The sequence below is a fragment of the Raineyella antarctica genome (assembly GCF_900092135.1).
Taxonomy (GTDB): Bacteria; Actinomycetota; Actinomycetes; order Propionibacteriales; family Propionibacteriaceae; genus Raineyella; species Raineyella antarctica.
This window is the reverse complement of sequence record NZ_FMYF01000005.1, coordinates 225,602-246,929: the sequence shown is the minus strand read 5'-3', so window position 1 is coordinate 246,929 and position 21,328 is coordinate 225,602. Positions and strand designations below refer to the sequence as shown.

The 21,328-nt window shown below is 69.8% G+C and carries 25 protein-coding genes; 17 read left to right on the top strand and 8 right to left on the bottom strand.

Going from position 1 to position 21,328, the window contains the following annotated elements; genetic code table 11:
- Positions 1-5 precede the first annotated feature (5 nt).
- Genes GA0111570_RS09625 through GA0111570_RS09615 form a run of 3 tightly spaced genes read left to right on the top strand, consistent with a single transcriptional unit; the run spans position 6 to position 2,915 of the window.
- The gene (locus GA0111570_RS09625; RefSeq protein WP_092609890.1) at positions 6-788 is read left to right on the top strand and encodes a (Fe-S)-binding protein; all 783 of its coding nucleotides are present in this window, start codon (positions 6-8) and stop codon (positions 786-788) included.
- Positions 785-2,284 (top strand): LutB/LldF family L-lactate oxidation iron-sulfur protein, encoded by a 1,500-nt coding sequence (locus GA0111570_RS09620; protein WP_092609887.1) that lies wholly within the window; start codon positions 785-787, stop codon positions 2,282-2,284. Before GA0111570_RS09625 ends, GA0111570_RS09620 begins: the two co-directional genes overlap by 4 nt.
- Entirely contained in the window at positions 2,271-2,915 is a 645-nt protein-coding gene (locus GA0111570_RS09615; protein ID WP_092609885.1) for a LutC/YkgG family protein, read from the top strand. Before GA0111570_RS09620 ends, GA0111570_RS09615 begins: the two co-directional genes overlap by 14 nt.
- Before the next feature lie 28 nt (positions 2,916-2,943).
- Here the strand turns inward: GA0111570_RS09615 and GA0111570_RS09610 are convergent, their stop codons facing one another.
- The 4 genes from GA0111570_RS09610 to GA0111570_RS09595 are packed head-to-tail and all read right to left on the bottom strand — an operon-like array spanning position 2,944 to position 6,084.
- Positions 2,944-3,342, bottom strand: coding sequence for a Fur family transcriptional regulator (locus GA0111570_RS09610; RefSeq protein WP_092609882.1), 399 nt, complete (start codon positions 3,340-3,342; stop codon positions 2,944-2,946).
- 17 nt (positions 3,343-3,359) lie between these two features.
- On the bottom strand, positions 3,360-4,349 hold the full coding sequence (locus GA0111570_RS09605; RefSeq protein ID WP_092609879.1) for a metal ABC transporter permease: 990 nt from the start codon (positions 4,347-4,349) through the stop codon (positions 3,360-3,362).
- Complete coding sequence (locus GA0111570_RS09600; RefSeq protein ID WP_092609876.1) at positions 4,349-5,131, bottom strand: metal ABC transporter ATP-binding protein; 783 nt, start codon at positions 5,129-5,131, stop codon at positions 4,349-4,351. The genes GA0111570_RS09605 and GA0111570_RS09600 overlap by 1 nt, the downstream gene beginning before the upstream one ends.
- A complete protein-coding gene (locus GA0111570_RS09595; protein ID WP_175557427.1) occupies positions 5,128-6,084 on the bottom strand; it encodes a metal ABC transporter substrate-binding protein in 957 nt (318 codons plus the stop codon). The genes GA0111570_RS09600 and GA0111570_RS09595 overlap by 4 nt, the downstream gene beginning before the upstream one ends.
- Positions 6,085-6,147: 63 nt before the next feature.
- Here GA0111570_RS09595 and GA0111570_RS09590 point away from each other — a divergent pair, with 63 nt between their 5' ends.
- From GA0111570_RS09590 to GA0111570_RS09580, 3 genes are all read left to right on the top strand, one after another.
- Complete coding sequence (locus GA0111570_RS09590; RefSeq protein WP_092609870.1) at positions 6,148-6,459, top strand: antibiotic biosynthesis monooxygenase family protein; 312 nt, start codon at positions 6,148-6,150, stop codon at positions 6,457-6,459.
- Positions 6,460-6,607: 148 nt separating this feature from the next.
- The gene (locus GA0111570_RS09585) at positions 6,608-7,996 is read left to right on the top strand and encodes a glycine--tRNA ligase (RefSeq protein ID WP_217634097.1); all 1,389 of its coding nucleotides are present in this window, start codon (positions 6,608-6,610) and stop codon (positions 7,994-7,996) included.
- Between the two features lies 1 nt (position 7,997).
- Positions 7,998-8,285, top strand: a complete 288-nt coding sequence (locus GA0111570_RS09580; RefSeq protein WP_092609867.1) for a DUF6457 domain-containing protein — start codon at positions 7,998-8,000, stop codon at positions 8,283-8,285.
- A gap of 15 nt (positions 8,286-8,300) precedes the next feature.
- Here GA0111570_RS09580 and GA0111570_RS09575 read toward each other — a convergent pair whose 3' ends face one another.
- Positions 8,301-8,789, bottom strand: coding sequence for an NUDIX hydrolase (locus GA0111570_RS09575; protein WP_092609864.1), 489 nt, complete (start codon positions 8,787-8,789; stop codon positions 8,301-8,303).
- On the bottom strand, positions 8,789-9,445 hold the full coding sequence (locus tag GA0111570_RS09570) for an HAD family hydrolase (protein WP_092609861.1): 657 nt from the start codon (positions 9,443-9,445) through the stop codon (positions 8,789-8,791). Before GA0111570_RS09570 ends, GA0111570_RS09575 begins: the two co-directional genes overlap by 1 nt.
- 59 nt (positions 9,446-9,504) lie before the next feature.
- Between GA0111570_RS09570 and dusB the strand changes: the two genes are divergently transcribed.
- The 11 genes from dusB (at position 9,505) to GA0111570_RS09515 (ending at position 19,067) form a co-directional block, all read left to right on the top strand.
- Entirely contained in the window at positions 9,505-10,659 is a 1,155-nt protein-coding gene (gene dusB, locus GA0111570_RS09565; RefSeq protein WP_245703110.1) for a tRNA dihydrouridine synthase DusB, read from the top strand.
- A gap of 98 nt (positions 10,660-10,757) precedes the next feature.
- Positions 10,758-11,840 (top strand): HD domain-containing protein, encoded by a 1,083-nt coding sequence (locus tag GA0111570_RS09560; protein WP_092610235.1) that lies wholly within the window; start codon positions 10,758-10,760, stop codon positions 11,838-11,840.
- Between the two features lie 165 nt (positions 11,841-12,005).
- Complete coding sequence (locus tag GA0111570_RS09555; protein ID WP_092609858.1) at positions 12,006-12,371, top strand: 2Fe-2S iron-sulfur cluster-binding protein; 366 nt, start codon at positions 12,006-12,008, stop codon at positions 12,369-12,371.
- Between the two features lie 82 nt (positions 12,372-12,453).
- Positions 12,454-13,371 (top strand): catechol 2,3-dioxygenase, encoded by a 918-nt coding sequence (locus GA0111570_RS09550; protein ID WP_092609855.1) that lies wholly within the window; start codon positions 12,454-12,456, stop codon positions 13,369-13,371.
- Between the two features lie 92 nt (positions 13,372-13,463).
- Complete coding sequence (locus GA0111570_RS09545) at positions 13,464-13,892, top strand: GlcG/HbpS family heme-binding protein (RefSeq protein WP_092609852.1); 429 nt, start codon at positions 13,464-13,466, stop codon at positions 13,890-13,892.
- Positions 13,893-13,899: 7 nt separating this feature from the next.
- Positions 13,900-14,718, top strand: a complete 819-nt coding sequence (locus GA0111570_RS09540; RefSeq protein WP_092609849.1) for an IclR family transcriptional regulator — start codon at positions 13,900-13,902, stop codon at positions 14,716-14,718.
- Positions 14,719-14,791: 73 nt separating this feature from the next.
- Positions 14,792-15,592, top strand: a complete 801-nt coding sequence (locus GA0111570_RS09535; RefSeq protein WP_092609845.1) for a 2-keto-4-pentenoate hydratase — start codon at positions 14,792-14,794, stop codon at positions 15,590-15,592.
- A 3-nt stretch (positions 15,593-15,595) separates the two neighbouring features.
- Positions 15,596-16,387 (top strand): 2-keto-4-pentenoate hydratase, encoded by a 792-nt coding sequence (locus tag GA0111570_RS09530; protein WP_092609843.1) that lies wholly within the window; start codon positions 15,596-15,598, stop codon positions 16,385-16,387.
- Complete coding sequence (locus GA0111570_RS09525; protein ID WP_092609840.1) at positions 16,387-16,605, top strand: tautomerase family protein; 219 nt, start codon at positions 16,387-16,389, stop codon at positions 16,603-16,605. Before GA0111570_RS09530 ends, GA0111570_RS09525 begins: the two co-directional genes overlap by 1 nt.
- Positions 16,606-16,658: 53 nt before the next feature.
- Entirely contained in the window at positions 16,659-18,128 is a 1,470-nt protein-coding gene (locus GA0111570_RS09520; RefSeq protein WP_092609837.1) for a 2-hydroxymuconic semialdehyde dehydrogenase, read from the top strand.
- 183 nt (positions 18,129-18,311) lie between these two features.
- On the top strand, positions 18,312-19,067 hold the full coding sequence (locus tag GA0111570_RS09515) for an SDR family NAD(P)-dependent oxidoreductase (RefSeq protein WP_092609834.1): 756 nt from the start codon (positions 18,312-18,314) through the stop codon (positions 19,065-19,067).
- Between the two features lie 29 nt (positions 19,068-19,096).
- On the opposite strand, the gene GA0111570_RS09510 is transcribed toward GA0111570_RS09515, so the two are convergent.
- Together GA0111570_RS09510 and GA0111570_RS09505 are read right to left on the bottom strand one after the other, a co-directional pair.
- Positions 19,097-19,819 carry an ABC transporter permease gene (locus GA0111570_RS09510; protein WP_425438622.1) on the bottom strand — a complete coding sequence of 241 codons (723 nt, stop codon included), beginning with the start codon at positions 19,817-19,819 and terminating at the stop codon, positions 19,097-19,099.
- A gap of 52 nt (positions 19,820-19,871) precedes the next feature.
- On the bottom strand, positions 19,872-21,284 hold the full coding sequence (locus GA0111570_RS09505) for a S1C family serine protease (protein ID WP_175557426.1): 1,413 nt from the start codon (positions 21,282-21,284) through the stop codon (positions 19,872-19,874).
- Positions 21,285-21,328 lie beyond the last annotated feature (44 nt).

Below are 21,328 nucleotides of genomic sequence, written 5' to 3'. Positions count from 1 at the left end.
AGACAATGACGTCCGAACCATCCGCTGGCCTTCCCGGTGCCGGGAAGACGGTGGCGCTCTTCGCCACCTGCGCCAACGACGTGATGTTCCCAGGCACACCACGGGCCGTGGTGAGCATCCTGGAGCGACTGGGCTGCCGGGTGGAGTTCCCGCCCGAACAGACCTGCTGCGGCCAGGTGTTCACCAACACCGGCTACTACCCCGAGGCGCTGCCCAGCGTCCGGACCTACGCCAAGGCGTTCGGTGACTACGACTACGTCGTGGGACCCTCCGGCTCCTGCATCGGGGCCGTACGCCACCAGCACGCGATGCTCGCCGAGGAGGCGGGCGACCTCGGCCTGGCCGCGGAGTCCCGGGCCGTCGCGGCCCGTACGTACGACATCTCGGAGTTCCTGGTCAACGTGCTGGGCGTGACCGATGTCGGTGCCTACTTCCCCCACCGGGTCACCTACCACCCGACCTGCCACTCCGTCCGGGTGGCCCGCGTGGGCGACGCGCCCTACCAGCTGCTGCGCGCGGTGCGGGGGATCCAGCTGCTCGAGCTGGAGTTCGCCGACCAGTGCTGCGGCTTCGGCGGGACCTTCTCGCTGAAGAACCCGGACGTCTCCCGGGCCATGGTCAACGACAAGGCCCGGCACGTGATGGACACCGGGGCCGAGTACCTGGTCACCGGCGACAACCTCTGCGCGCTCAACATCTCCGGGGTGATCCACCGCAACCGCGGCGGGATCAGGCCGATCCACCTGGCCGAGATCCTGGCGCACACCGAGCAGGGGGTCTCCGCATGAGCACCCAGCCACCGCGCGACCGCGACGGCCGACTGACGCCTTCCCCGCCGGAGTGGTCGACCCGCCCGGCCCTGCCGTTCCCGGAGGCCGCTCGCAAGGGTCTGGAGAACGAGGTCCAGCGCGCCAACCTGCGCCACGCCACCGGCACCATCCGGACCAAGCGGGCCAACGTCGTGGCCGAGGTCCCGCACTGGGAGCAGCTGCGTTCGGCCGGCGAGGCGATCAAGAACCGTACGCTGCGCCACCTCGACCAGCACCTGGAGACCCTCGAGGCCTCGCTGACCCGGGCCGGCGCGACCGTGCACTGGGCGGCGGACGCAGCCGAGGCCAACCGGATCATCGTCGACCTGGTCCGCGCGACCGGGGAGCACGAGGTGACCAAGGTGAAGTCCATGGTCACCCAGGAGATCGGCATGAACGAGGCCCTGGAGGAGGCTGGCATCGCCGCCTGGGAGACCGACCTGGCCGAGTTGATCGTCCAGCTGGGCCACGACTTCCCCAGCCACATCCTGGTCCCGGCGATCCACCGCAACCGCGGCGAGATCCGCGAGATCTTCCGCGAGGAGATGGGTACGTACGGCACCCCGGCGCCCGAGGGGCTCTCGGAGGAACCGGTCGACCTGGCCGGCGCCGCTCGTACGCACCTGCGCAACAAGTTCCTGCGGACGAAGGTGGCGATCTCCGGGGCGAACTTCGCCGTCGCCGAGACCGGCACCCTGGTCGTGGTCGAGTCCGAGGGCAACGGCCGGATGAACCTCACGCTCCCGGAGACGCTGATCTCGGTGGTGGGCATCGAGAAGGTGCTGCCCACGGTCGAGGACCTGGAGGTCTTCCTCCAGTTGCTGCCGCGCTCCTCGACCGGGGAGCGGATGAACCCGTACACCTCGCTGTGGACCGGCCCGCACGAAGGCGACGGCCCACAGGACGTCCATGTCGTGCTGCTGGACAACGGGCGCACCAACGCGCTGGCCGATCCGAAGGGCCGGGAGGCGCTGCGCTGCATCCGCTGCTCGGCCTGCCTCAACATCTGCCCGGTGTACGAGCGGGTCGGCGGGCACGCGTACGGCTCGGTCTACCCGGGCCCGATCGGCGCGATCCTCAACCCGCAGCTGCGCGGTGTCGGGTCCGCGATCGACAAGAGCCTGCCGTTCGCCTCCACCCTGTGTGGGGCCTGCACCGACGTGTGCCCGGTGAAGATCCCGATCGCCGACCTGCTGGTGCACGAGCGCCACCGGGTCGTGGAGGAGAAGAAGCGCCACCAGGCGAACCAGTTCGAGCCGGCGATGATGAGGGCGGCCAGTTGGGTGATGGCCGACCACCACCGCCTGGAGGCCGCTGGCAGGGCGAGTTCGCTGGCCGGCAAGCTGCTGCCGATCCGTACGATCGGGCCGCTGCCGCCACCACTGTCGCGCTGGACGCAGAACCGCGACGTCCCGATGGTCCCCGAACAGACGTTCCGCCAGTGGTGGAAGGAGAACCGTGATGAGCGCGCGTGACGTGGTGCTGGGCAGGGTCCGGGCGGCGATCGCCGACGTGCCCGAGCCGGACGGGCCGGTCGACTGGACCTACGGCCGGGCGACCGGGATGCCCGACGTGGTCGGGCGGTTCGTGGAACGGGTCGAGGACTACCGGGCGACGGTGGTGCGCTGCGCCTCGGGGGACCTCCCATCCGAGGTGGTGCGGGCCCTGGGGTCGACCGGCGCCCGTCGCGTCGTCCTGCCCACGGGCACCGACGAGCGGCTGCACCGGGCGATCCGGGAGGCCGGGGAGCTGTCGGTCGTCGTGGACGACGGCTCCCTGACCGCCGCGGACCTGGACGCCATCGACGCGGTGGTGACGACCAGTGTGGTCGGCATCGCCGAGACCGGCACGATCGTGCTCGACCACGGGCCCGGCCAGGGACGACGGGCGCTCTCGCTGGTCCCGGACCGGCACGTCTGCCTGGTGCGGGCCGGCGACGTCGTCTCGGACGTGCCCGAGGCCGTCGCCGCGCTCGCCCCGGCGGTGCGTGCCGGGAGCCCGCTGACCTGGATCAGCGGTCCCTCGGCGACCTCCGACATCGAGTTGAGCCGGGTCGAGGGTGTGCACGGTCCGCGCACCCTGTGGGTGGTCGTGGTCGACGACTGATCGGCTGCGGGTGGTGCTGGTCGACCGATCAGCCGCGGGCCCAGCACTCCTCGCACACGCCGTAGATCTCCAGGTCGTGGCGGACGTCGTGGAAGCCGTGCTGGGCCCCGATGCGCTGGGTCCAGGCGTGGACGTCGGGGTCCTCGATCTCGACCGTGCGCCCGCAGCCGGTGCAGACCAGGTGGTGGTGGTGCTGCTCGGAGGTGCAGCGCCGGTAGGCGGCCTCGCCGTCACCGGTGCGCAGCACGTCGACCTCCCCGGCGTCCGCCATCGCCTGCAGGGTCCGGTAGACAGTGGTGAGCCCGACCTGGTCGCCGCGCGCGCGGAGCAGTTCGTGGACCTGCTGGGCGGTCCGGAACTCCTCGGACTGCGCCATCACGCGGTCGACCGCCTCACGCTGTCGTGTCGTACGTTGTCCGACGGCCATCGTGGGAACCTCCTCGCTCAGTGCTCGTCATAGTGGTCGCCGTGCATGGCGTGCCGGTGGCCGTCGTGCAGGTAGTCGACGTGGTCGGCGTGCTGCGCGGTGGGGTGGTGGCAGTCGGGGCCGCCGTGCACGTGCGGGTGCTGCTCGACCTGCTGGTGCGGCGGCGGGACGATCTCCTCGGCCACGGGCAGCAGCCGGCTGCGCCGGCGCCGCCGGGTGAGCACCGTGCCGATCGGCAGCGAGGCCACGAAGACCCCGATCGCCAGCAGCACGATCAGTGCCCCGGGCGGCGCGTTCCAGTAGTAGGAGCCGACGATGCCGCCACCGGCGGCCAGGATCCCGATCGCCATCGCCAGCAACAGGCTGTGCCAGAAGCCGTTGGCCAGGTTGCGGCTGGCCGCCACCGGCACCACCATGAGCGCGCTGACCAGCAGGAGCCCGACCGTACGCATCGACAGGGAGATCGCGACGGCGGCCAGGACCACGATCAGGTAGTTGTAGAAGCCGACCGGAAGCCCGAGGGTGCGGGCGTACTCCTCGTCGGTCGAGACGGCGAACAGGCGGTCGGCCAGTCCCAGCGAGACGACCAGGGCCACGACGGACAGCACCACGATCATCACCAGGTCCCCGTTGCTGATCGTGGTGATCGAACCGAAGAGGTACTGGTTGAGGCCTCCGGCTCCGGCCAGACCGGACATGAAGACACCGCCAGCCAGGCCGCCGTAGAAGAGGATGGCCAGCCCGACGTCGCCGGAGGCGCGCTGGTGCTGGCGCAGGTACTCGATCAGGATCGCACCGCCGATGGCCACCACGATCGCCACCGGTAGCGGAGCGGTCCCGGTGAGCAGGGCCAGGCCGACGCCCGCGATGGCCACGTGGCCGAGTCCGTCGCCGAGCAGGCTGAGCCGCTTCTGGACGATGTAGATGCCGATCGTCGGGGCGATCAGCCCGGTGAGCAGCGCCGCGACCAGGGCACGCTGCATGAAGGGGTAGGTCAGGATCTCCATCAGTCCTCCTCGGGCTGGTCCTGGCTCGTCGGGTACGACGGCACCCAGTCCGTCTGCGACGAGACGTGTTCGGGTGGCAGGTGGTGCTCGTGCGGCAGGGCCAGCTCGAAGCCCGCTCCGTCGTAGACCAGGCGCCCGTCCTGCAGCAGCAGGGTGCGGCTGACGAGGTCGGCGAACGGGCCCGGCTCGTGCAGGACGACCAGGACGGTCAGCCCGCGGGCCTGCGTGAGGGTACGCATCAGGCCGGCCAGGGTCTCCTGGGTCGCCAGGTCCACGCCGGCGAGCGGCTCGTCCATCACCAGCAGTTCCGGGTCGGTCGCCAGAGCCCGGGCGATCATCGTGCGGCGGCGCTGGCCGCCCGACAGGTGGGAGATCCGGGTCCTGGCCCGGTCGGCCAGGTCCACCTCCGCCAGTGCCCGGGCGATCGCCTCCCGGTCCCGGCGGCCCGGTGGCACGAACGGCCGCCGCAGCGGCAACCGTCCGGTCCCGACCACCTCGCGGACGGTGGAGTTCAGCATCGCCGGGTCGATGTGCTGGGGGACGTAGCCGACCCGACGCCAGTCACGGAAGGAGTCGAGCGGTTCGCCGAACAGTTCGATGCTGCCGCGGTGGTGGGGGACGAGCCCGAGCACGGCGCGCAGCAGCGTCGTCTTGCCGGATCCGTTCGCCCCCAGCAGGGCGACGAACTCACCGGGGCGGATGTCCGCGGTGATGCCGCGGACGATCGGCAGGCCACCCAGCCCCACCGACACGTCGCGCAGGGAGACGACCGGCGCGTTCATCGGCAGCCGTTCGCGGTGCGGAGGGCCTGCAGGTTCGCGCGCATGACGCCGGGGTAGTCGGCGCCGCGCGCGGTGTCCTGGGGGGCCGCTTCGAGCGGGTCGAGGACGTCGGTGCGCAGGTTCCCGTCCTTGGCGATCGACTGCGAGACGGCGGGGGAGAGGGCGGTCTCGTAGAAGATCGTCGTGACCCCCTCCTGCTTGGCGATGTTCTGGACCTCGACGATCCTGGCGGCCGTCGGCTCGACCGACGCGTCGAGGCCACGGACCGCGATCTGCTCGAGTCCGTACCGGTGGGCCAGGTAGCCGAAGGCCTCGTGGGAGGTGATGAAGACCTTGCGGTCACAGTGCGCCAGGCCTGAGGAGTACTCGGTGTCCAGGCCCTTCAGGTCAGCGACCACCTTGTCGGTGTTGGCCGTGAAGGTGGCGGCGGCGGAGGGGTCGATGGCGCTGAGCTGGTCGCGGATCGCCACCGCCACGGTCGCCATGTTCGTCGGGTCCAGCCAGAGGTGGGGATCCTCGTTCTGGTGCTCGGCCTGGGTGGTGGCCGGGGTCTCGCCGTCGTGGCCACTGGCATCCGTCGTGGTCACCAGGTCCTGGACCAGGGTCGTGGTGTCGAGGGCCCGGCCCTTGGTGCCACCCGCGACCGCGTTGTCCACCGGCGCCTGCAGGTGGGACTCGTAGACGACCAGGTCGGCCAGCTGCGTGACGTCGGCGACCTGCTTGGGGGTCAGTTCGAGGTCGTGGGCGTCGGCTCCGGGCTTCAGCAGCCCCTCCACCTGGACCTTGTCCCCGCCGATCTGCTCGGTGAGCCACTGGTAGGGATACACGGCGGCGACCACCCGGACCGGGGTGCCGGCCTGGTGCTGCGCAGGGTTCGAGGACGTGCCGCAGGCTGAGAGCAGCGTGAGGCAGGTCAGTGCGGCAGCCCCTGCCAACAGTCGTTCGTGGTTCATGGAAATCATTTTCATCCAGGCGCTAATGAAAGTCAAAATCATTAAGAGTGTATGCTCGCCCCCGTGCTCGCGATCCATCGTTTCCGGGTCCCCGTCGACCGCCGCCAGGAGTTCCGCCCCGCCGTCGACGTGGCGCTCGAGCACTTCCGGAGCCGTCCCGGCGTGGAGTCGGTCGACCTGGTCCGCAACCTCGACGATCCGCAGCTGTGGGCCCTGGTCACCCGCTGGCGCGACGTGGGCAGCTATCGCCGGGCGATCGGCGGCGCCGCCGCGACGTACGCCCTGATGCCGGTGATGCCGTACGCGATCGACGAGCCGAGCGCCTACCTGCCGGAGGACGAGCTGGGGGAGAACGTCCCCCGCGGTGGGTTCTGAGCTCGACACGTGGTCGCGGTGGTCGGAAGGGGGCCCGAAGGGCTCGTACCGCTCCCCGCCCGGCAATGACCGCCGGAAGTGCTGTCGGATAGGGTGTCCGCTGGTGGCATCAGCCGGATGCCCCCGACCGACAGACGGAGTGAGATCAGTGGCCCCGAGCAAGCTCGACAATGTCATTTCCCTCGCCAAGCGGCGCGGCTTCGTTTTCCCCAGCGGTGAGATCTACGGTGGTACGCGCTCCGCCTGGGACTACGGGCCCTACGGCGTCGAGCTGAAGGAGAACATCAAGCGGCAGTGGTGGAAGTGGATGGTCACCGGCCGCGAGGACATCGTTGGCCTGGACTCCTCGATCATCCTGCCCCGCGAGGTCTGGGTGGCCTCGGGCCACGTCGGCGTGTTCACCGACCCGCTGACCGAGTGCATGTCCTGCCACAAGCGCCTGCGCGCCGACCACCTGCAGGAGGCGTACGCCGAGAAGCACGGCCTCGCCGACCCCGACACCGTGCCGCTGGCCGACATCAACTGCCCCAACTGCGGCGTCAAGGGCCAGTGGACCGAGCCCCGTGACTTCAACATGATGCTGAAGACCTTCCTCGGCCCGGTCGAGGACGAGTCCGGGCTGCACTACCTGCGTCCCGAGACCGCCCAGGGCATCTTCGTGAACTTCAAGAACGTGATGACCGCCGCGCGCAAGAAGCCGCCGTTCGGCATCGGCCAGGTCGGCAAGTCCTTCCGCAACGAGATCACGCCGGGCAACTTCATCTTCCGCACCCGCGAGTTCGAGCAGATGGAGATGGAGTTCTTCGTCGAGCCGGGCACGGACGAGACCTGGCACGACTACTGGCTGGAGAACCGCCACCAGTGGTACGTCCAGCTCGGCATCGACCCGGAGAACCTGCGCTTCTACGAGCACCCGAAGGAGAAGCTGTCGCACTACTCCAAGCGCACCGTCGACATCGAGTACCGCTTCGGCTTCCAGGGCTCGGACTGGGGTGAGCTGGAGGGCGTCGCGAACCGCACCGACTTCGACCTCGGCACCCACTCGGAGCACTCGGGCACCGTCCTGGAGTACTTCGACCAGGCCAAGGGAGAGCACTACACGCCGTACGTGATCGAGCCCGCGGCCGGCCTGACCCGCTCGCTGATGGCCTTCCTGGTCGACTCGTACGTCGAGGACGAGGCCCCCAACGCCAAGGGCGGCGTCGACAAGCGTACGGTCCTCAAGCTGGACCCGCGCCTGGCGCCGGTGAAGGTGGCCGTGCTGCCGCTGTCCCGCAACGAGAGCCTGACCCCCAAGGCCAAGGACCTCGCCGCGGCGCTGCGCAAGTACTGGAACGTGGACTTCGACGACGCCCAGGCGATCGGCAAGCGCTACCGGCGGCAGGACGAGATCGGCACGCCGTACTGCGTGACGGTCGACTTCGACACGCTGGAGGACCAGGCCGTGACCATCCGCGAGCGCGACACCATGTCGCAGGAGCGGATCTCCCTGGACCAGGTCGAGTCCTACCTCGCCGGCAAGCTGATCGGCTGCTGACGTGGCCAAGTCCTCCAACCCGGCCGTGGAGGCCGAGAAGATGCGCCGGATGGGCGAGTGGCTGGACGCCGTCGTCGCCGAGCTCGGGCTCGCGCCCGAGGTGCTCGAGCAGGTGCGTACGCCGATGCTCGACATGATCGCCGAGGTCGCCCACGGTCCGAGCCGCCCGGGTGCCCCGCTGACCGCGATGCTGGTCGGGCTGGTGTCCGACCCGGGCGACGTGGACGCCATCCTGGCCCGCGTCGCGCGGATCCGGGAGCTCGCCGCCGGGTGGCCCCAGGACGGCTGACCGGTCCGCTACGGCTCAGCCCGCGTACGGTCCGAGCCGGGTCTCGGGTCGGTCCTCCAGGACCACCCGGACCCGGTCGGCGTACTTCTCGGCCATCGGGGGCAGCGCGTCCACCGGGAAGAACCGTGCCTCGGTGGTCTCCTCGTGGTCTGGCCGCGGCTCGCCGCCGAGCCACTGGCAGCGGAAGATGTGGTCGATGTACTGGGTCCGGTCACCGTTCTCGTACTCGATCACGTCGGTGATCGTGACCCACGCCAGCCGCTCGACCTCGGCGACCACACCCGCCTCCTCGCGCACCTCGCGCAGCGCCGCCTGGAACGGATGCTCACCCGGGTCGATGATCCCCGCGACCGGGCACCACAGCCCGTTGTCGGAGCGGCGGATCAGCAGCGTCTCCAGCCCGTCCTCGCCCTGGCGCAGCACCACCGCTGTGGTGCCGGACAGCCACAGCAGTTCGTGTCCGAGCTTGGCGCGCTGGCGGACGATGAAGTCCGGGGTCGCCATCAGACCAGCCCCGCCACGAGTTCGACGGTGACCTCGTCCAGGTGCTCCACCACGACGTCGGCCAGGGCCAGCGCATCCTCCGCCGGCGGGAACTCCGGCCGCGGCACTGCGATCACCTTCATCCTCGCCGCCGCTGCGGCCCGCAGCCCGTTGCTGGAGTCCTCGATCGCCACGCTGGCCGCCGGATCGACGCCGAGCAGCTCGCAGGCGCGCAGGTAGCCGTCGGGGGCGGGCTTGCCGCGCTCGACCTCCTCGGTGGAGACGGTCACGGCGAACGAGTCGGTCAGGCCCAGGGCGGCAAGGCTGGAGTCGATCAGCCGGCGCGGGGAGGACGAGGCCAGTCCCAGCGTCCAGCGGCCGGCCAGCCGGCGCACGGCCTCCACCGCCCCGGGCAGGGTGGGCAGGTGCACCAGGTACCGCTCCGCCATCGCGTCGATCGTACGATTCGCGACCAGTTCGGGGGAGCCACTGAGCCCCACGGTCTCCACCAGGTAGCGCGACCACTCCGGGGTGCTCATCCCCATCATCGCCGTGGTGGCCTCCTCGGGCCACGCCCGGCCCTCGTCTGCGGCCAGTCCCCGGCGCACCTCGTCCCAGATCACCTCGGTGTCGGTGAGCACGCCGTCCATGTCGAAAACGATCGCCTGTGGGGTCATGGTGCCATCCTAGATGTCGGTCTTTTCGCTCCACCGGGCCCGCTGCGTACACTCGATCGGTGCCCCTCACCCCACCGCTCAGCCTGTCCGCCCCGTCCCGGTCCGATGCCCTGGTCGTGGACGTTCCGGTCGTGCTCGCGCCGATGGCCGGGGTGACGAACGCCGCGTTCCGCGAGTTGTGCGCCGAGCAGGGGGCGGGACTGTACGTCTGCGAGATGATCACCTCCCGCGGGCTGGTCGAGCGCGACGCGAAGTCGCTGGAGATGCTGGCCTTCTCCCCGGCCGAGGAGACCCGCTCGGTGCAGCTGTACGGGGTGGACCCGGCCACCATGGGACAGGCGACCGAGATCCTCTGCAACGAGTTCGGGGTCGACCACGTCGACCTGAACTTCGGCTGCCCGGTCCCCAAGGTGACCCGCAAGGGCGGCGGCGGGGTGCTGCCCTGGAAGCGTGACCTGCTGGCCGAGATCCTGCGCTCGACCGTACGGGCCGCCGACCGCTACGGGGTGCCGGTCACCATCAAGACCCGGATCGGCATCGACGACGACCACCAGTACTACTTGGAGGCCGGCCGGATCGCCGAGGACGCGGGCGTCGCAGCGATCTGCCTGCACGGGCGCACGGTCGCCCAGGCCTACTCCTCCGACGCCGACCGGGACGCGATGGCGACACTGGTCCAGCACGTCTCCATCCCCGTGCTCGGCAACGGGGACATCTGGGAGGCCTCCGACGCACTGGAGATGGTCGAGCAGACCGGGGTCGCCGGCGTCGAGGTGGGCCGCGGCTGCCTGGGCCGCCCGTGGCTGTTCCGCGACCTGGCCGATGCCTTCGCCGGTCGTACGACCCGCACCCTGCCGTCCCTGGGGGAGGTGTCGGCGATGTTCCGCCGGCACGGCGAGCTGCTCGCCGGCCTGATGGGGGAGCGCCGCGGCCTGACCGACCTGCGCAAGCACGTCGCTTGGTACTTCAAGGGATTCCCGGTCGGCGGCGACATCCGCCGCGGACTGGCGATGGTGTCCAGCTTCGAGGAGCTGGACGGGTTGCTGGCGCGGCTGGACGCGGACGTACGGTTCCCCGACTCCGCCGTCGGCGCCCCCCGCGGTCGGCAGGGCTCCCCGCGCGGGAAGGTCGCGATGCCCGAGGGCTGGCTGGCCGACACCTGCGGGCTCGACCAGGACCTCTCGGCCGCCGAGATCGGCGTCTCGGGCGGCTGAGGACTCCCAGCCCGGCTGTCAGTGGAGGCTGGCAGGATGGGGACATGGACCACGACGCGCTCAGCCCGCTGCCCCGGGCCCGGCAGTGGGCCCGCACCATGGCCGGCCACGCCGACGGCGGTGCCGTGGTCCGTGCCCATGCTGATTCCTGCCGCTCCTTCGACACCGGCGACGTGATCGGCCGCGAGGCGAGGGAGGCCCTCGAGCGGGCCACCCTGCGCCCCGGGGCGACCCTGTCGCAAGGGGCCGGCGACCGTGCCCGTGAGGAGGAGCCGGATCCGGAGCGCACCTGCTTCGAACGGGACCGCGACCGGATCGTGCACTCGGCGTCGTTCCGGCGACTGGCCGGCAAGACACAGGTGGTGGTGTACCCGACCGACCACCAGCGCACCCGGCTCACCCACGCCCTGGAGGTGTCGCAGGTCGCCACCTCGATCGCCCGCGGGGTGGGCGCCAACGTCGTGCTCACCGAGGCGATGGCCCTCGGCCACGACTGCGGCCACGGGCCCGGCGGCCATGCCTCGGAGGACGCGTTCGATCCCTACCTGCCCGAGGGGTACGACCACGGACCCTGGGGCGCCGATGTGGCCCTGGCCGACCTCAACCTCTGCTCCCAGACCCTGGACGGCATCCGCAACCACTCCTGGTCCCGACCGGCGCCGGCCACGATCGAGGGGGAGATCGTCTCCTGGGCCGACCGGATCGCCTACTGCGCCCATGACCTGGAGGACGCCGTCCACGCCGGCATCGTGGCCGCCGGCCAGCTACCCACGGTGGTCACCGACGTGTGCGGGGACGACCGGCGCAACCAGATCCGGACCTTCGTCCGTGCAGTGGTGCGGACCGCCGTCGAGCAGGGCGAGATCGCGATGGGGCCCGACGAGGCGGCCGCCCTGGCAGGCCTGCGATCGTTCAACTACGAGCGGATCTACACCCGCCCGGAGTCGGTCGCCCAGGCCCGCGCCGTGGTGGACGTGCTGCGTGCGCTGGTCGAGCACTACGCCCACCACCCGGGGAAACTGCCGTCCGCCCCCGATGCGCCCGCAGATTCGCCCGAGGTGGTCCGGGCGGCCGTGACCTGGATCGGCGGGATGACGGACCGCTACGCCTTCGACACCGCCGTCCGCGAACTGCAGTGGGACCCCGGCAGATTGCCTAAAGCGATCCGGGAGCTTTCCTAGGTCGGGGCGTCCTGCCGTGCGGGTAATGTTCCTGTTGAGAGAACCGCGTTCCGCATCGAGGAACGGCTGTGGCCCCCCTCACATCCGTGCGGGACAGTTCTCGAAGAAGAACAAGCAAAGCTGTCCGTAGCGACAGGCTGCATCGCATCGACGCGAAGGAGCGCCATGAGCAACGTGACCGTCCATCCGACCGGCGAAGTGGTCGAGGTCCGCGACGGCGAGACGATCATGGCCGCTTTCTACCGCACCGGGTATGCGATGCGCATCGGCTGCAAGCGCGGTGGCTGCGGCTTCTGCAAGATCGACGTCCACGAGGGCGGCTTCGAGTACGAGCGCCCGGTCTCGGACGAGGTCGTCACCCCTGACGAGGCCTCCCACGGTGTCTGCCTGCCGTGCCGGGCGGTCCCCACCACGGACATGGTCGTGGAGTTCCGCGAGAACTCACTGCGACTGGTCAATCCCCTGATGCGCTACATGCTGTCGAACAAGGAAGTTCCGGCGAAGAAGCCGCAGACGGCAACGCGCGTGTGACGTCGGTCTCGTCGCCCACATCACACCCCCGCTCCACATAGCATCCACTTCATCACCGCCACGACAACAAGGGAGTTATCACATGGCGATCCTTCGAATGGGCTACGCACACGTCCGGGTCACGGACCTGGCAGAGGCCCGCCAGCACTACACCCAGACCCTCGGGCTCGACGAGGTTGCTGCGGTCGACAACAAGCTGTACCTCAAGGGCTGGGACGAGTGGGACCACCACTCCGTCGTGCTCGAGGAGGGCGGCGTCGGGGTCGTGAAGTTCGGCTTCAAGGTCCAGTACGAGGACGACATCGCCCAGATCGAGAACAGGGCGCAGAAGTTCGGCGTCACAACCGAGCGGGTGTCCAAGGGCGAGGAGTTCGAGGTCGGCGAGATCCTGCGGATCCACTCGCCTTCCGGCCACTTCTTCGACATCTACAGCGAGATCACCTCCGGCCAGTCCGATGTCGGCAACGTCAACCCCGAGGCTTTCCCGCGCGACCTGCGCGGCATCGGCGCCCCGGCCATCGACCACGCGCTGATCACCGCCGAGGACGTCGGCCAGATGGAGCGCTTCCTGCACGACGTGTTCGGCTTCTGGACGGCGGAGAAGGTGGCCACCACCCTGGATCCGGCCGACCAGCACAACATTGCGATCTGGACCACCGGCACCAACCAGATCCACCAGCTCGCGGTCCTCGAGGGCCCCCAGGCCAAGCTGCACCACTTCGCCTTCCGCCTCGAGGAGGGCTGGGAGATCACCCGCGCCGCCGACATCATGGCGATGGACGACGTCCCGATCGACGTCGGCCCGACCCGCCACGGCATCACCCGCGGCAAGACGGTCTACTTCTTCGATCCGGCCGGCAACCGCAACGAGGTCTTCGCCGGCGGTTACCTCTCCTTCGCCGACCGCCCGATGGTCACCTGGACCCCCGACATGATCGCGAAGGGCATTTTCTACCACGCCCGTGAGCTGAACGAGCGCTTCACGACCGTGCTCACCTAGTCGACCCCGACCCGGTTCCGGGGATGTCGGCCGCGACATCCCCGGAACCGGGTCACGTCTGAACCCGTACGTCCCGCTCGAAAGGAGCTCCCATGTCCATCAGCCGCACGCAGGCCGTCATCTCGCTCGAAGGCGCCCGCCGGGCCATTGCGGGCTCGTTCGCCAAGGCGGAGGAGTTAGGGGTTCCGGTGAACATCGCCGTCGCCGATGCCGCGGGCAACCTGGTCAGCTTCGACCGGATGGACGGGGCGGCCCTGATGTCGGCCTCGATCGCGCAGGACAAGGCGGTCTCCGTGGTCTCGTTCAACGGGCTCCCCACACACAAGTGGATGGAGCTGTTCGCCGGCGACGACGAGTCGGTCGGCAAGGGCATCCCGCTGCGACCGGGCCTGGTGATCTTCGGTGGCGGCATCCCGATCGTCGTCGACGGCGAGCTGATCGGCGCCGTCGGTTGTTCCGGTGGGACCTCCGAGGAGGACCGCGCCATCGCCGAGGCCGGCGCCGCCGCGGTTGCGGCCTGAGCGTCCGATGACGACTGCGCCCACATCCGGCACCTGGGAGGTGACGACCTTCGCCCGCGGCCGCGGGCGGCAGCAGCCCACCCGCCAGGGGGAGCTCCGCTCGGTCGGCAGTGCCCTCGACGTGCTGGAGTGCTTCTCCGTCGACGGGGAACTCGGCGTGTCCGACATCGCCCGCCGGCTCGACATCGCCAAGAGCACCGCCCACCGGCTGCTCACCACGCTCTGCTCGCGCAGGATCGTGGAGCAGAACCCGCACACGGGGCGCTACCGTCTCGGCATCCACCTCTACGAGCTGGGCCACCTGGCCCAGGCGCGCTCCGACCTGCGACAGGTCGCCCTGCCGACCATGTCGGAACTGAGCCGCCAGACCGGCTACGTCGTCAACCTGTCGGTACCGGACGGTGCGGACGTGGTCTACATCGAGCGGCTCGAGGTGGGCCCCGGCAGCAAGCTGCTGGCCCAGTCCGGGCGGCGCCTGCCCAGCCATGTCACCAGCTCGGGCAAGGTCATCGCCGCGTACAACGCGGATGCCGACCGGGCCCGGCGGGAAGCGGGCTTCCCTCCCCGCGCAAGCAGCACCATCCGTTCGCTGCCCGAGTGGCAGAGCGTCCTCGACGACGTCCGTCGGGTCGGCTACGCCCACGCGGACAACGAGTCGTACGAGGGCATCTCGACCGTGGCGATCCCGCTGCTCGACCTGGGCCAGTCCGCGTACGCGGCCCTGTCGCTGCTGGGACCGACCGAGCGCCTGGGTCCCCAGGTACCGGCCCTCGCCCGCCTGCTGCGCTCTGCAGCCCAACGCATCAGCCGGTCACTCGGCCGCTGATCCCAGCACCAGAAGCACCCACGCGCCAGAACAACCGCACCACAACAGACACACCCATCGGAGGGAGACGAACGTGGATTCGATCAGCCGGACGAGTGCCGCCGAGGCGTTGCTCGAGGCCAACCGCAGTGGGGTGGCGATCGCGCCACTGCGCGAGACCTACCCTGACCTCACCATCGAGGATGCCTACGAGATCCAGATGCTCACCGTGCGCAGCTGGCTGGCCGAGGGCCGCGAGATCGGGGGGTACAAGGTCGGCCTGACCTCTCCGGCGATGCAGAAGCAGCTGGGCGTCAACCAGCCGGACTTCGGCCACGTGTTCGTCGACCAGTTCTACCTCGAGAACATGCCGATGGACCTTTCCAACCACCTCCTGCCGCGGGTCGAGCCCGAGATCGCGTTCGTCCTCAAGGAGGACCTGCGCGGCCCCGGCGTCACCGTCGTCGACGCGATCCGCGCCATCGACTACGTCCTGCCGGCCCTCGAGGTCGTCGACTCCCGGGTCCGGGACTGGGACATCAAGATCGGTGACACCATCGCCGACAACGCCTCCGGCGGCGGCGTCGTCCTCGGCTCGACCCCGACCTACCTCGGCGACGTCGACCTGCGCCTGGTCGGCTGCACCATGCACAAGAACGGCCAGGTCGCCGGTACCGGCGCCGGTGGCGCCGTCCTGGGCTCGCCGATCAACGCGCTGGTCTGGCTGGCGAACACCGTCGGCCCGCTGGGCACCACCCTCGAGGCCGGCAAGGTCGTCCTGCCCGGCTCGGTCACCAAGATGATCCCGGTCGCCCCCGGCGACCGTGTCACCGCCACCTTCGGTGGCCTCGGCTCGGTGACCGCTCTCATCGCCAACACTCCGAAGGAGAACTGACCCATGGCTTGGGACTACGACAGCGTTGCCGCCGAACTGCTCGCCTGCGAGGCCGAGGTCCGCGAGCGGGAGCCGATCAGCGACGAGTGGCCGGAACTGGCCAACGACATCGCCGGCGCGTACGGCATCCAGGACGCCAACCTGCAGAAGCGGATCGAGCGTGGCGAGAAGCTCATCGGCGTGAAGCTGGGCCTCACCTCCCGGGCCAAGCAGCAGCGGATGGGCGTCGACACCCCCTTCGTCGCGTGGCTGACCGACCAGATGATCCTGCCCGTCGGCGACCCGGTGCCGCAGGCCCGCCTGATCCACCCGCGGATCGAGCCCGAGATCGTCTTCGTCATGAAGGACCGCCTCGAGGGCCCGGGCGTCACCGCCGCGCAGGCCATGGCGGCCGTCGGCCAGGTGCTGGGAGGCGGTGAGGTCATCGACTCCCGCTACCGCAACTTCCGCTTCACCGCCGGCGACGTGATCGCCGACAACGCCTCGTCGGGCGCCTTCTCCATCGGTGGCGTCTCGGTCAAGCCCGAGGACATCGAACTGGGCACCGAGGGCATCCTGGTCGAGGTCAACGGCGAGATCGTCGACTCCTCGACCGGTGCCGCGGTCCAGGGCCACCCGGGCGAGGCCCTCGCCCTGGCCGCCAACGACCTGGCCAAGCGGGGCCTGGCGATCGAGGCCGGCTGGATCGTCCTCACCGGCGGCATCACCGACGCCTACTTCGCCACCCCCGGCACCTCGATCGGCTTCCACTTCACCAACCTCGGTTCCGTCTACTTCTACGGTGGCGATGAGTAATGCCGATCATCGAGGTCACGCTGGCCGAGGGACGTACGCCGGAGAAGCTGCGCGCCCTCATCCATGAGCTCACCGAGTCGGTCGTCCGGACCGGTGTGGCCAAGAAGGAGAGCGTTCGCGTGATCCTCCGCGAGGTGCCGAAGACGCACTTCGCCGCCGCGGACGAGACCCTCGCCGAGCGTGCCGAGAAGGCCGCCCGCACCACCGAACAAGCTTGAACCACCCTCGTACCCTTCGTGCAGACGAATGGCAAAGAATAGGAAACCTGGGAATGCGTAAGGAAATCACGCCCCGTAACGTCGCCAACTTCATCAACGGCGAGTACGTCGAGACCGGCGACATCTTCGAGACCCTCTACCCCGTCACCGGTGAGGTGACCGCTCGCGTCCACGCCGCCGGCCAGGCCGAGGTCGACGCCGCCGTGGCGGCCGCCCGCGCCGCCCTCGCCGGCCCCTGGGGCCAGCTCAAGACCGACGAGCGCATCGACATGGTGCTCGCGATCGCCAACGGCATCACCAAGCGCTTCGACGACTTCCTGGAGCTCGAGGTCCTCGACACCGGCAAGCCGTACTCCGTCGCCTCGCACGTCGACATCCCGCGAGGCGCCGCCAACTTCAAGGCCTTCGCGCACACCCTGAAGGAGCACGCGACCGAGTCGTTCCGGATGGACACCCCCGACGGCAACGGCGCCTGGAACTTCGGCGTACGCCGTCCCCGCGGCGTCATCGGCATCATCTCCCCGTGGAACCTGCCGCTGCTGCTGATGACCTGGAAGGCCGGCCCCGCCCTGGCCATGGGCAACACCGTCGTCGTGAAGCCCTCCGAGGTCACCCCCTCGACCGCCGCCCTGCTGGGTGAGGTCATGAACGAGGTCGGCGTGCCCGCCGGCGTCTACAACGTCGTGCACGGCTTCGGCAAGACCGGCGCCATGATCACCTCGCACCCCGACGTCGACGGCATCACCTTCACCGGCGAGACCCTGACCGGCTCGATCATCCTGAAGGCCACCGCCGACACCCTGAAGGCCACCTCGATGGAGATGGGCGGCAAGAACGCCGGCATCGTCTTCGAGGACGCCGACCTGGACCTGGCGATCAAGGAGCTGGGCCGTTCCTGCTTCCTCAACTCCGGCCAGGTCTGCCTCGGCACCGAGCGCGTCTACGTCCACGAGTCGATCTTCGACGAGGTCCGTGACCGCCTGAAGGACTACGCCGAGAACGAGCTGAAGTACGGCTACCCGGACGACGACTCGATGAACTTCGGCCCGGTCGTCTCCGACGAGCACCGCGACAAGGTGCTGTCGTACTACAAGATCGCCGCGGACGAGGGCGCGACCGTCGTCACCGGTGGCGGCGCCCCGCACTTCGGCGACGAGCGCGACGGCGGCTCCTGGGTCGAGCCGACCATCTGGACCGGCCTGGCCCACGACTCCCGCACCGCGACCGAAGAGGTCTTCGGCCCGTGTGTCGCCCTGATCCCGTTCAAGGACGAGGACGAGGTCATCAAGCTGGCCAACGACACCAAGTACGGCCTGTCGGCGACCTTCTTCACCAAGGACGCCTCCCGCGCGCTCCGGGTCGCCCCGCAGCTCGAGGCCGGCATCGTGTGGGTGAACTCCTGGTTCCTCCGCGACCTGCGCACCTCGTTCGGCGGCATGAAGCATTCCGGCATCGGCCGTGAGGGTGGCGTGCACGGCCTGGAGTTCTACACCGAGATCTCCAACGTCTGCATCAAGATCTAGTCACCGACCGGATCCTGTCGAGGGCGGTACCGCACATGCGGTGCCGCCCTCGGCGCGTCCCTCCGACGCCCTGACGCCGGGGAGCGGCCGGAGTAGGCTCAAAGAAACCCTCGGGGGTATCTGTGGTGGTCGACCTTGGCGGCGTACGGGCAGCGTGTCCACGTCCGTCGAAGGAGACAGATCATGTCCACTACAGTCCCCGGCCGCTTCGCTGGCCGGGTGGTCGTCGTCACCGGTGCCGGCTCCGGCATCGGCCGAGCCGTTGCCTCCCGCATCGTCCAGGAGGGAGGCCGGGTCGTCGGTGCCGACCTGTCCGAGGAGCGCCTGCGTACGGTCGCCGAGGAGTTGGGCGACGCCTTCACGTACGTCGCCGGCAGCGTCACCGAGCAGGAGGTCGTCGACCGGGTGATCGAGGCCGCCGGCCCGGACCTGTGGGGACTGGTCAACAACGCTGGCATCATGGATGACTTCCTCTCCGCGGGGGAGGTCGACGACGCCACCTGGGAGCGGGTCTTCGCGGTGAACGTGACTTCGATGATGCGACTGATTCGAGCCGCCCTCCCGCTCATGCTGGCGGCCGGTGCGGGATCGATCGTCAACACGGCGTCCGAGGCGGGCCTGCGCGGTTCGGCCGCGGGTGTGGCGTACACCGCCTCCAAGCACGCGGTGGTCGGGCTGACCAAGTCGACCGCGGTCTTCTACCGCAGCAAGGGGATCCGCTGCAATGCTGTGGCCCCTGGTGCCGTCGCCACCAACATCCAGACCCGGATGGACACGGCGAGCTTCACCGAAGTAGTCGCCCCCCTGCTCGGCGCGTTCGCGCTGGCAACCGCCACGGCGGAGCAGTTGGCCGCCTCGATCACCTGGCTGCTGAGCGACGACTCGGCCAATGTGAACGGGGCGATCCTGGCCAGTGACGGCGGCTGGAGCGCGATCTGAGGTGTGCTGCGGCCCGAGGGCGCGCCGGGTCAGGGACGGAGTGCGCCCTTGAGGTCCGGGGGCAGCAGCCGGCCGGTGCTGATCAGCCGTTCGACCAGGATGGCGACACCGGCGTTGGCCGCCATGATGCCGACCAGCACCAGCACCTGCGAGGCGCCGGCCTGGAGCGGTGTGCCGCCACCCAGCAGCACGCCGATGAAGGCGCCGGGCAGGGTCACCAGCCCGACCGTACGGGTGGTGTCGATGGTGGGCACCAGCGCCTCGGCGGTGCCCCGGTGGATGATCTCGCGGACCGCCCAGGGCCGCTCGAAGCCGAGGGCGAGCGCTGCCTCGTACTGTCCCCTCTGCTCGCGCAGGGCGGGGAAGGCGCGCCGGGTGACCAGGGTGTGGGCGGTCATCGCGTTGCCGATGATGATGCTGACGACCGGGATGATCGCCACCCCGACGAACGGGGAGGCGCCGCTGAGGAAGACCACCGCCGCCACCGGGATGACGCCGCCCGCGATGGCCAGGGCCACCCACGGCAGGCTGTTGCGGACGCCGGCGCGGCCTGCCGCGGTCCATACGGCGATGCAGAACATCAGGAACACGAAGAGCAGCGCGGTCCAGACCCAGCGGACGGCCCCGACGATGACCAGCGAGACGACGGTCAGCTGCAGCACGGCGCGCACGGCCGCGACCACCTGCTGTCGGGCCAGGCCCAGGTCGCCGAGCCGGGAGTAGAGGACGGCGAGCAGGACCAGGGTCACCAGCGCGACGCCGAGGCCCCACCCGAGAACGACTGTCACGGGTGGAGCATATCGGTCAGCGGTTGGCCAGGGTGACGGTGATCTTCTGGGTGGAGGTGCCCCGGCTGACCTGGAGGACTACCTGGTCACCGGACTGGTGTCCGCGGACCCGGGCGGCGAGGCTGACCGAGCCGGTGATCGGGACGTCGTCCATGGCGGTGATCACGTCGTCGACCTTGAGCCCGGCCTTGTCGGCGGGGGAGCCCGCAGTGACGTCACCCACCTTGGCGCCGACCACGGACTGGCCGTTCACGTTGCCGATCCCGTCGGTGGTGGACACGCCCAGGAAGGCGGTCTTGGAGGTACCGGTCTCGATAAGCGACTTCGTCACGGCCTGCACCTGGTCGGCCGGAATGGCGAAGCCGATGCCGATGTTGCCGGACTGGCTGCCCGAGGACCCCGAGAGCGTGGCGATCGACGAGGTGAGGCCGACCAGCTGGCCCTGGGCGTTGACCAGGGCGCCGCCGGAGTTGCCCGGGTTGATCGCGGCCGAGGTCTGGATCGCGTCGGTGACGACGGTGGTGTCCGCGCTGGACTGGTTCTGGCCCGGCGAGAACGGCGACTGCTGCTGCTGTTGTTGCTCGCTGGCCGAGGAGCGGACCGGTCGGTGCAGGGCCGAGACGATGCCGGTGGTCACGCTGCCGGAGAGCCCCAGCGGGTTGCCGATGGCCATCACCGGGTCACCCACGGCGAGCTTGGTGACGTCCCCGAAGGCGATCGGCGTGAGGTTGGCCGGCGGGTTGTCCAACTTGATCACGGCCAGGTCGGTGCTCGGATCGGTCCCCACGATGGTGGCCTTGTGGATCGTGTTGTCGTTCAGCGTGACGTTGATCTCGCCGTTCTGGCCGCCGCTGATGACGTGGTTGTTGGTGGCGATGTGGCCCTGGGCGTCAAGGACCACCCCCGAACCCTCGGCGCCGCTCTGCCCGGTGACGACACTGATGGAGACCACTGCCGGCTCGACCGAGGAGGCGACGGTGGCCCAGTTGACCGTGCCGCCCTTGGTCTCGACCACGGGGGTGGTCGTCGTCGTGCCCTGGATCACCTGGGACTGGTTCGTGGCACTGAGGGTGGCCACCGAACCGACGCCGCCACCGACCAGCGAGGCGGCCAGGACCAGGGCCACCAGCTTGCCGCTCCCGCCGCGCCGCTTCGGCTCCTTGGTCGCCACCGGCGCCGACTGCTGGCCTGCCACGCCCTGCCACGGCTGCTCGTACGGGTGCTGCTGGCCGTACGGCTGCTGGCCCTCGGCCTGGACATAGGGCTGCTGGCCAGGGGCCTGCTGCCCGTACGACTGCTGCCCGAAAGGCCGCTGTCCGTACGGAGGCTGTTGCTGTCCGTAGGGGGCCTGCTGGCCGTAGGGGTGCGGCTGGGGGGACGGCGATTCGGCCGGCGGTTCGAAGGAGGGGTGACCCGGGCGGTCCGACATGGCTATCTCCAACATCTCGGTTTGGTGGTGTGCTTCTTCCACCA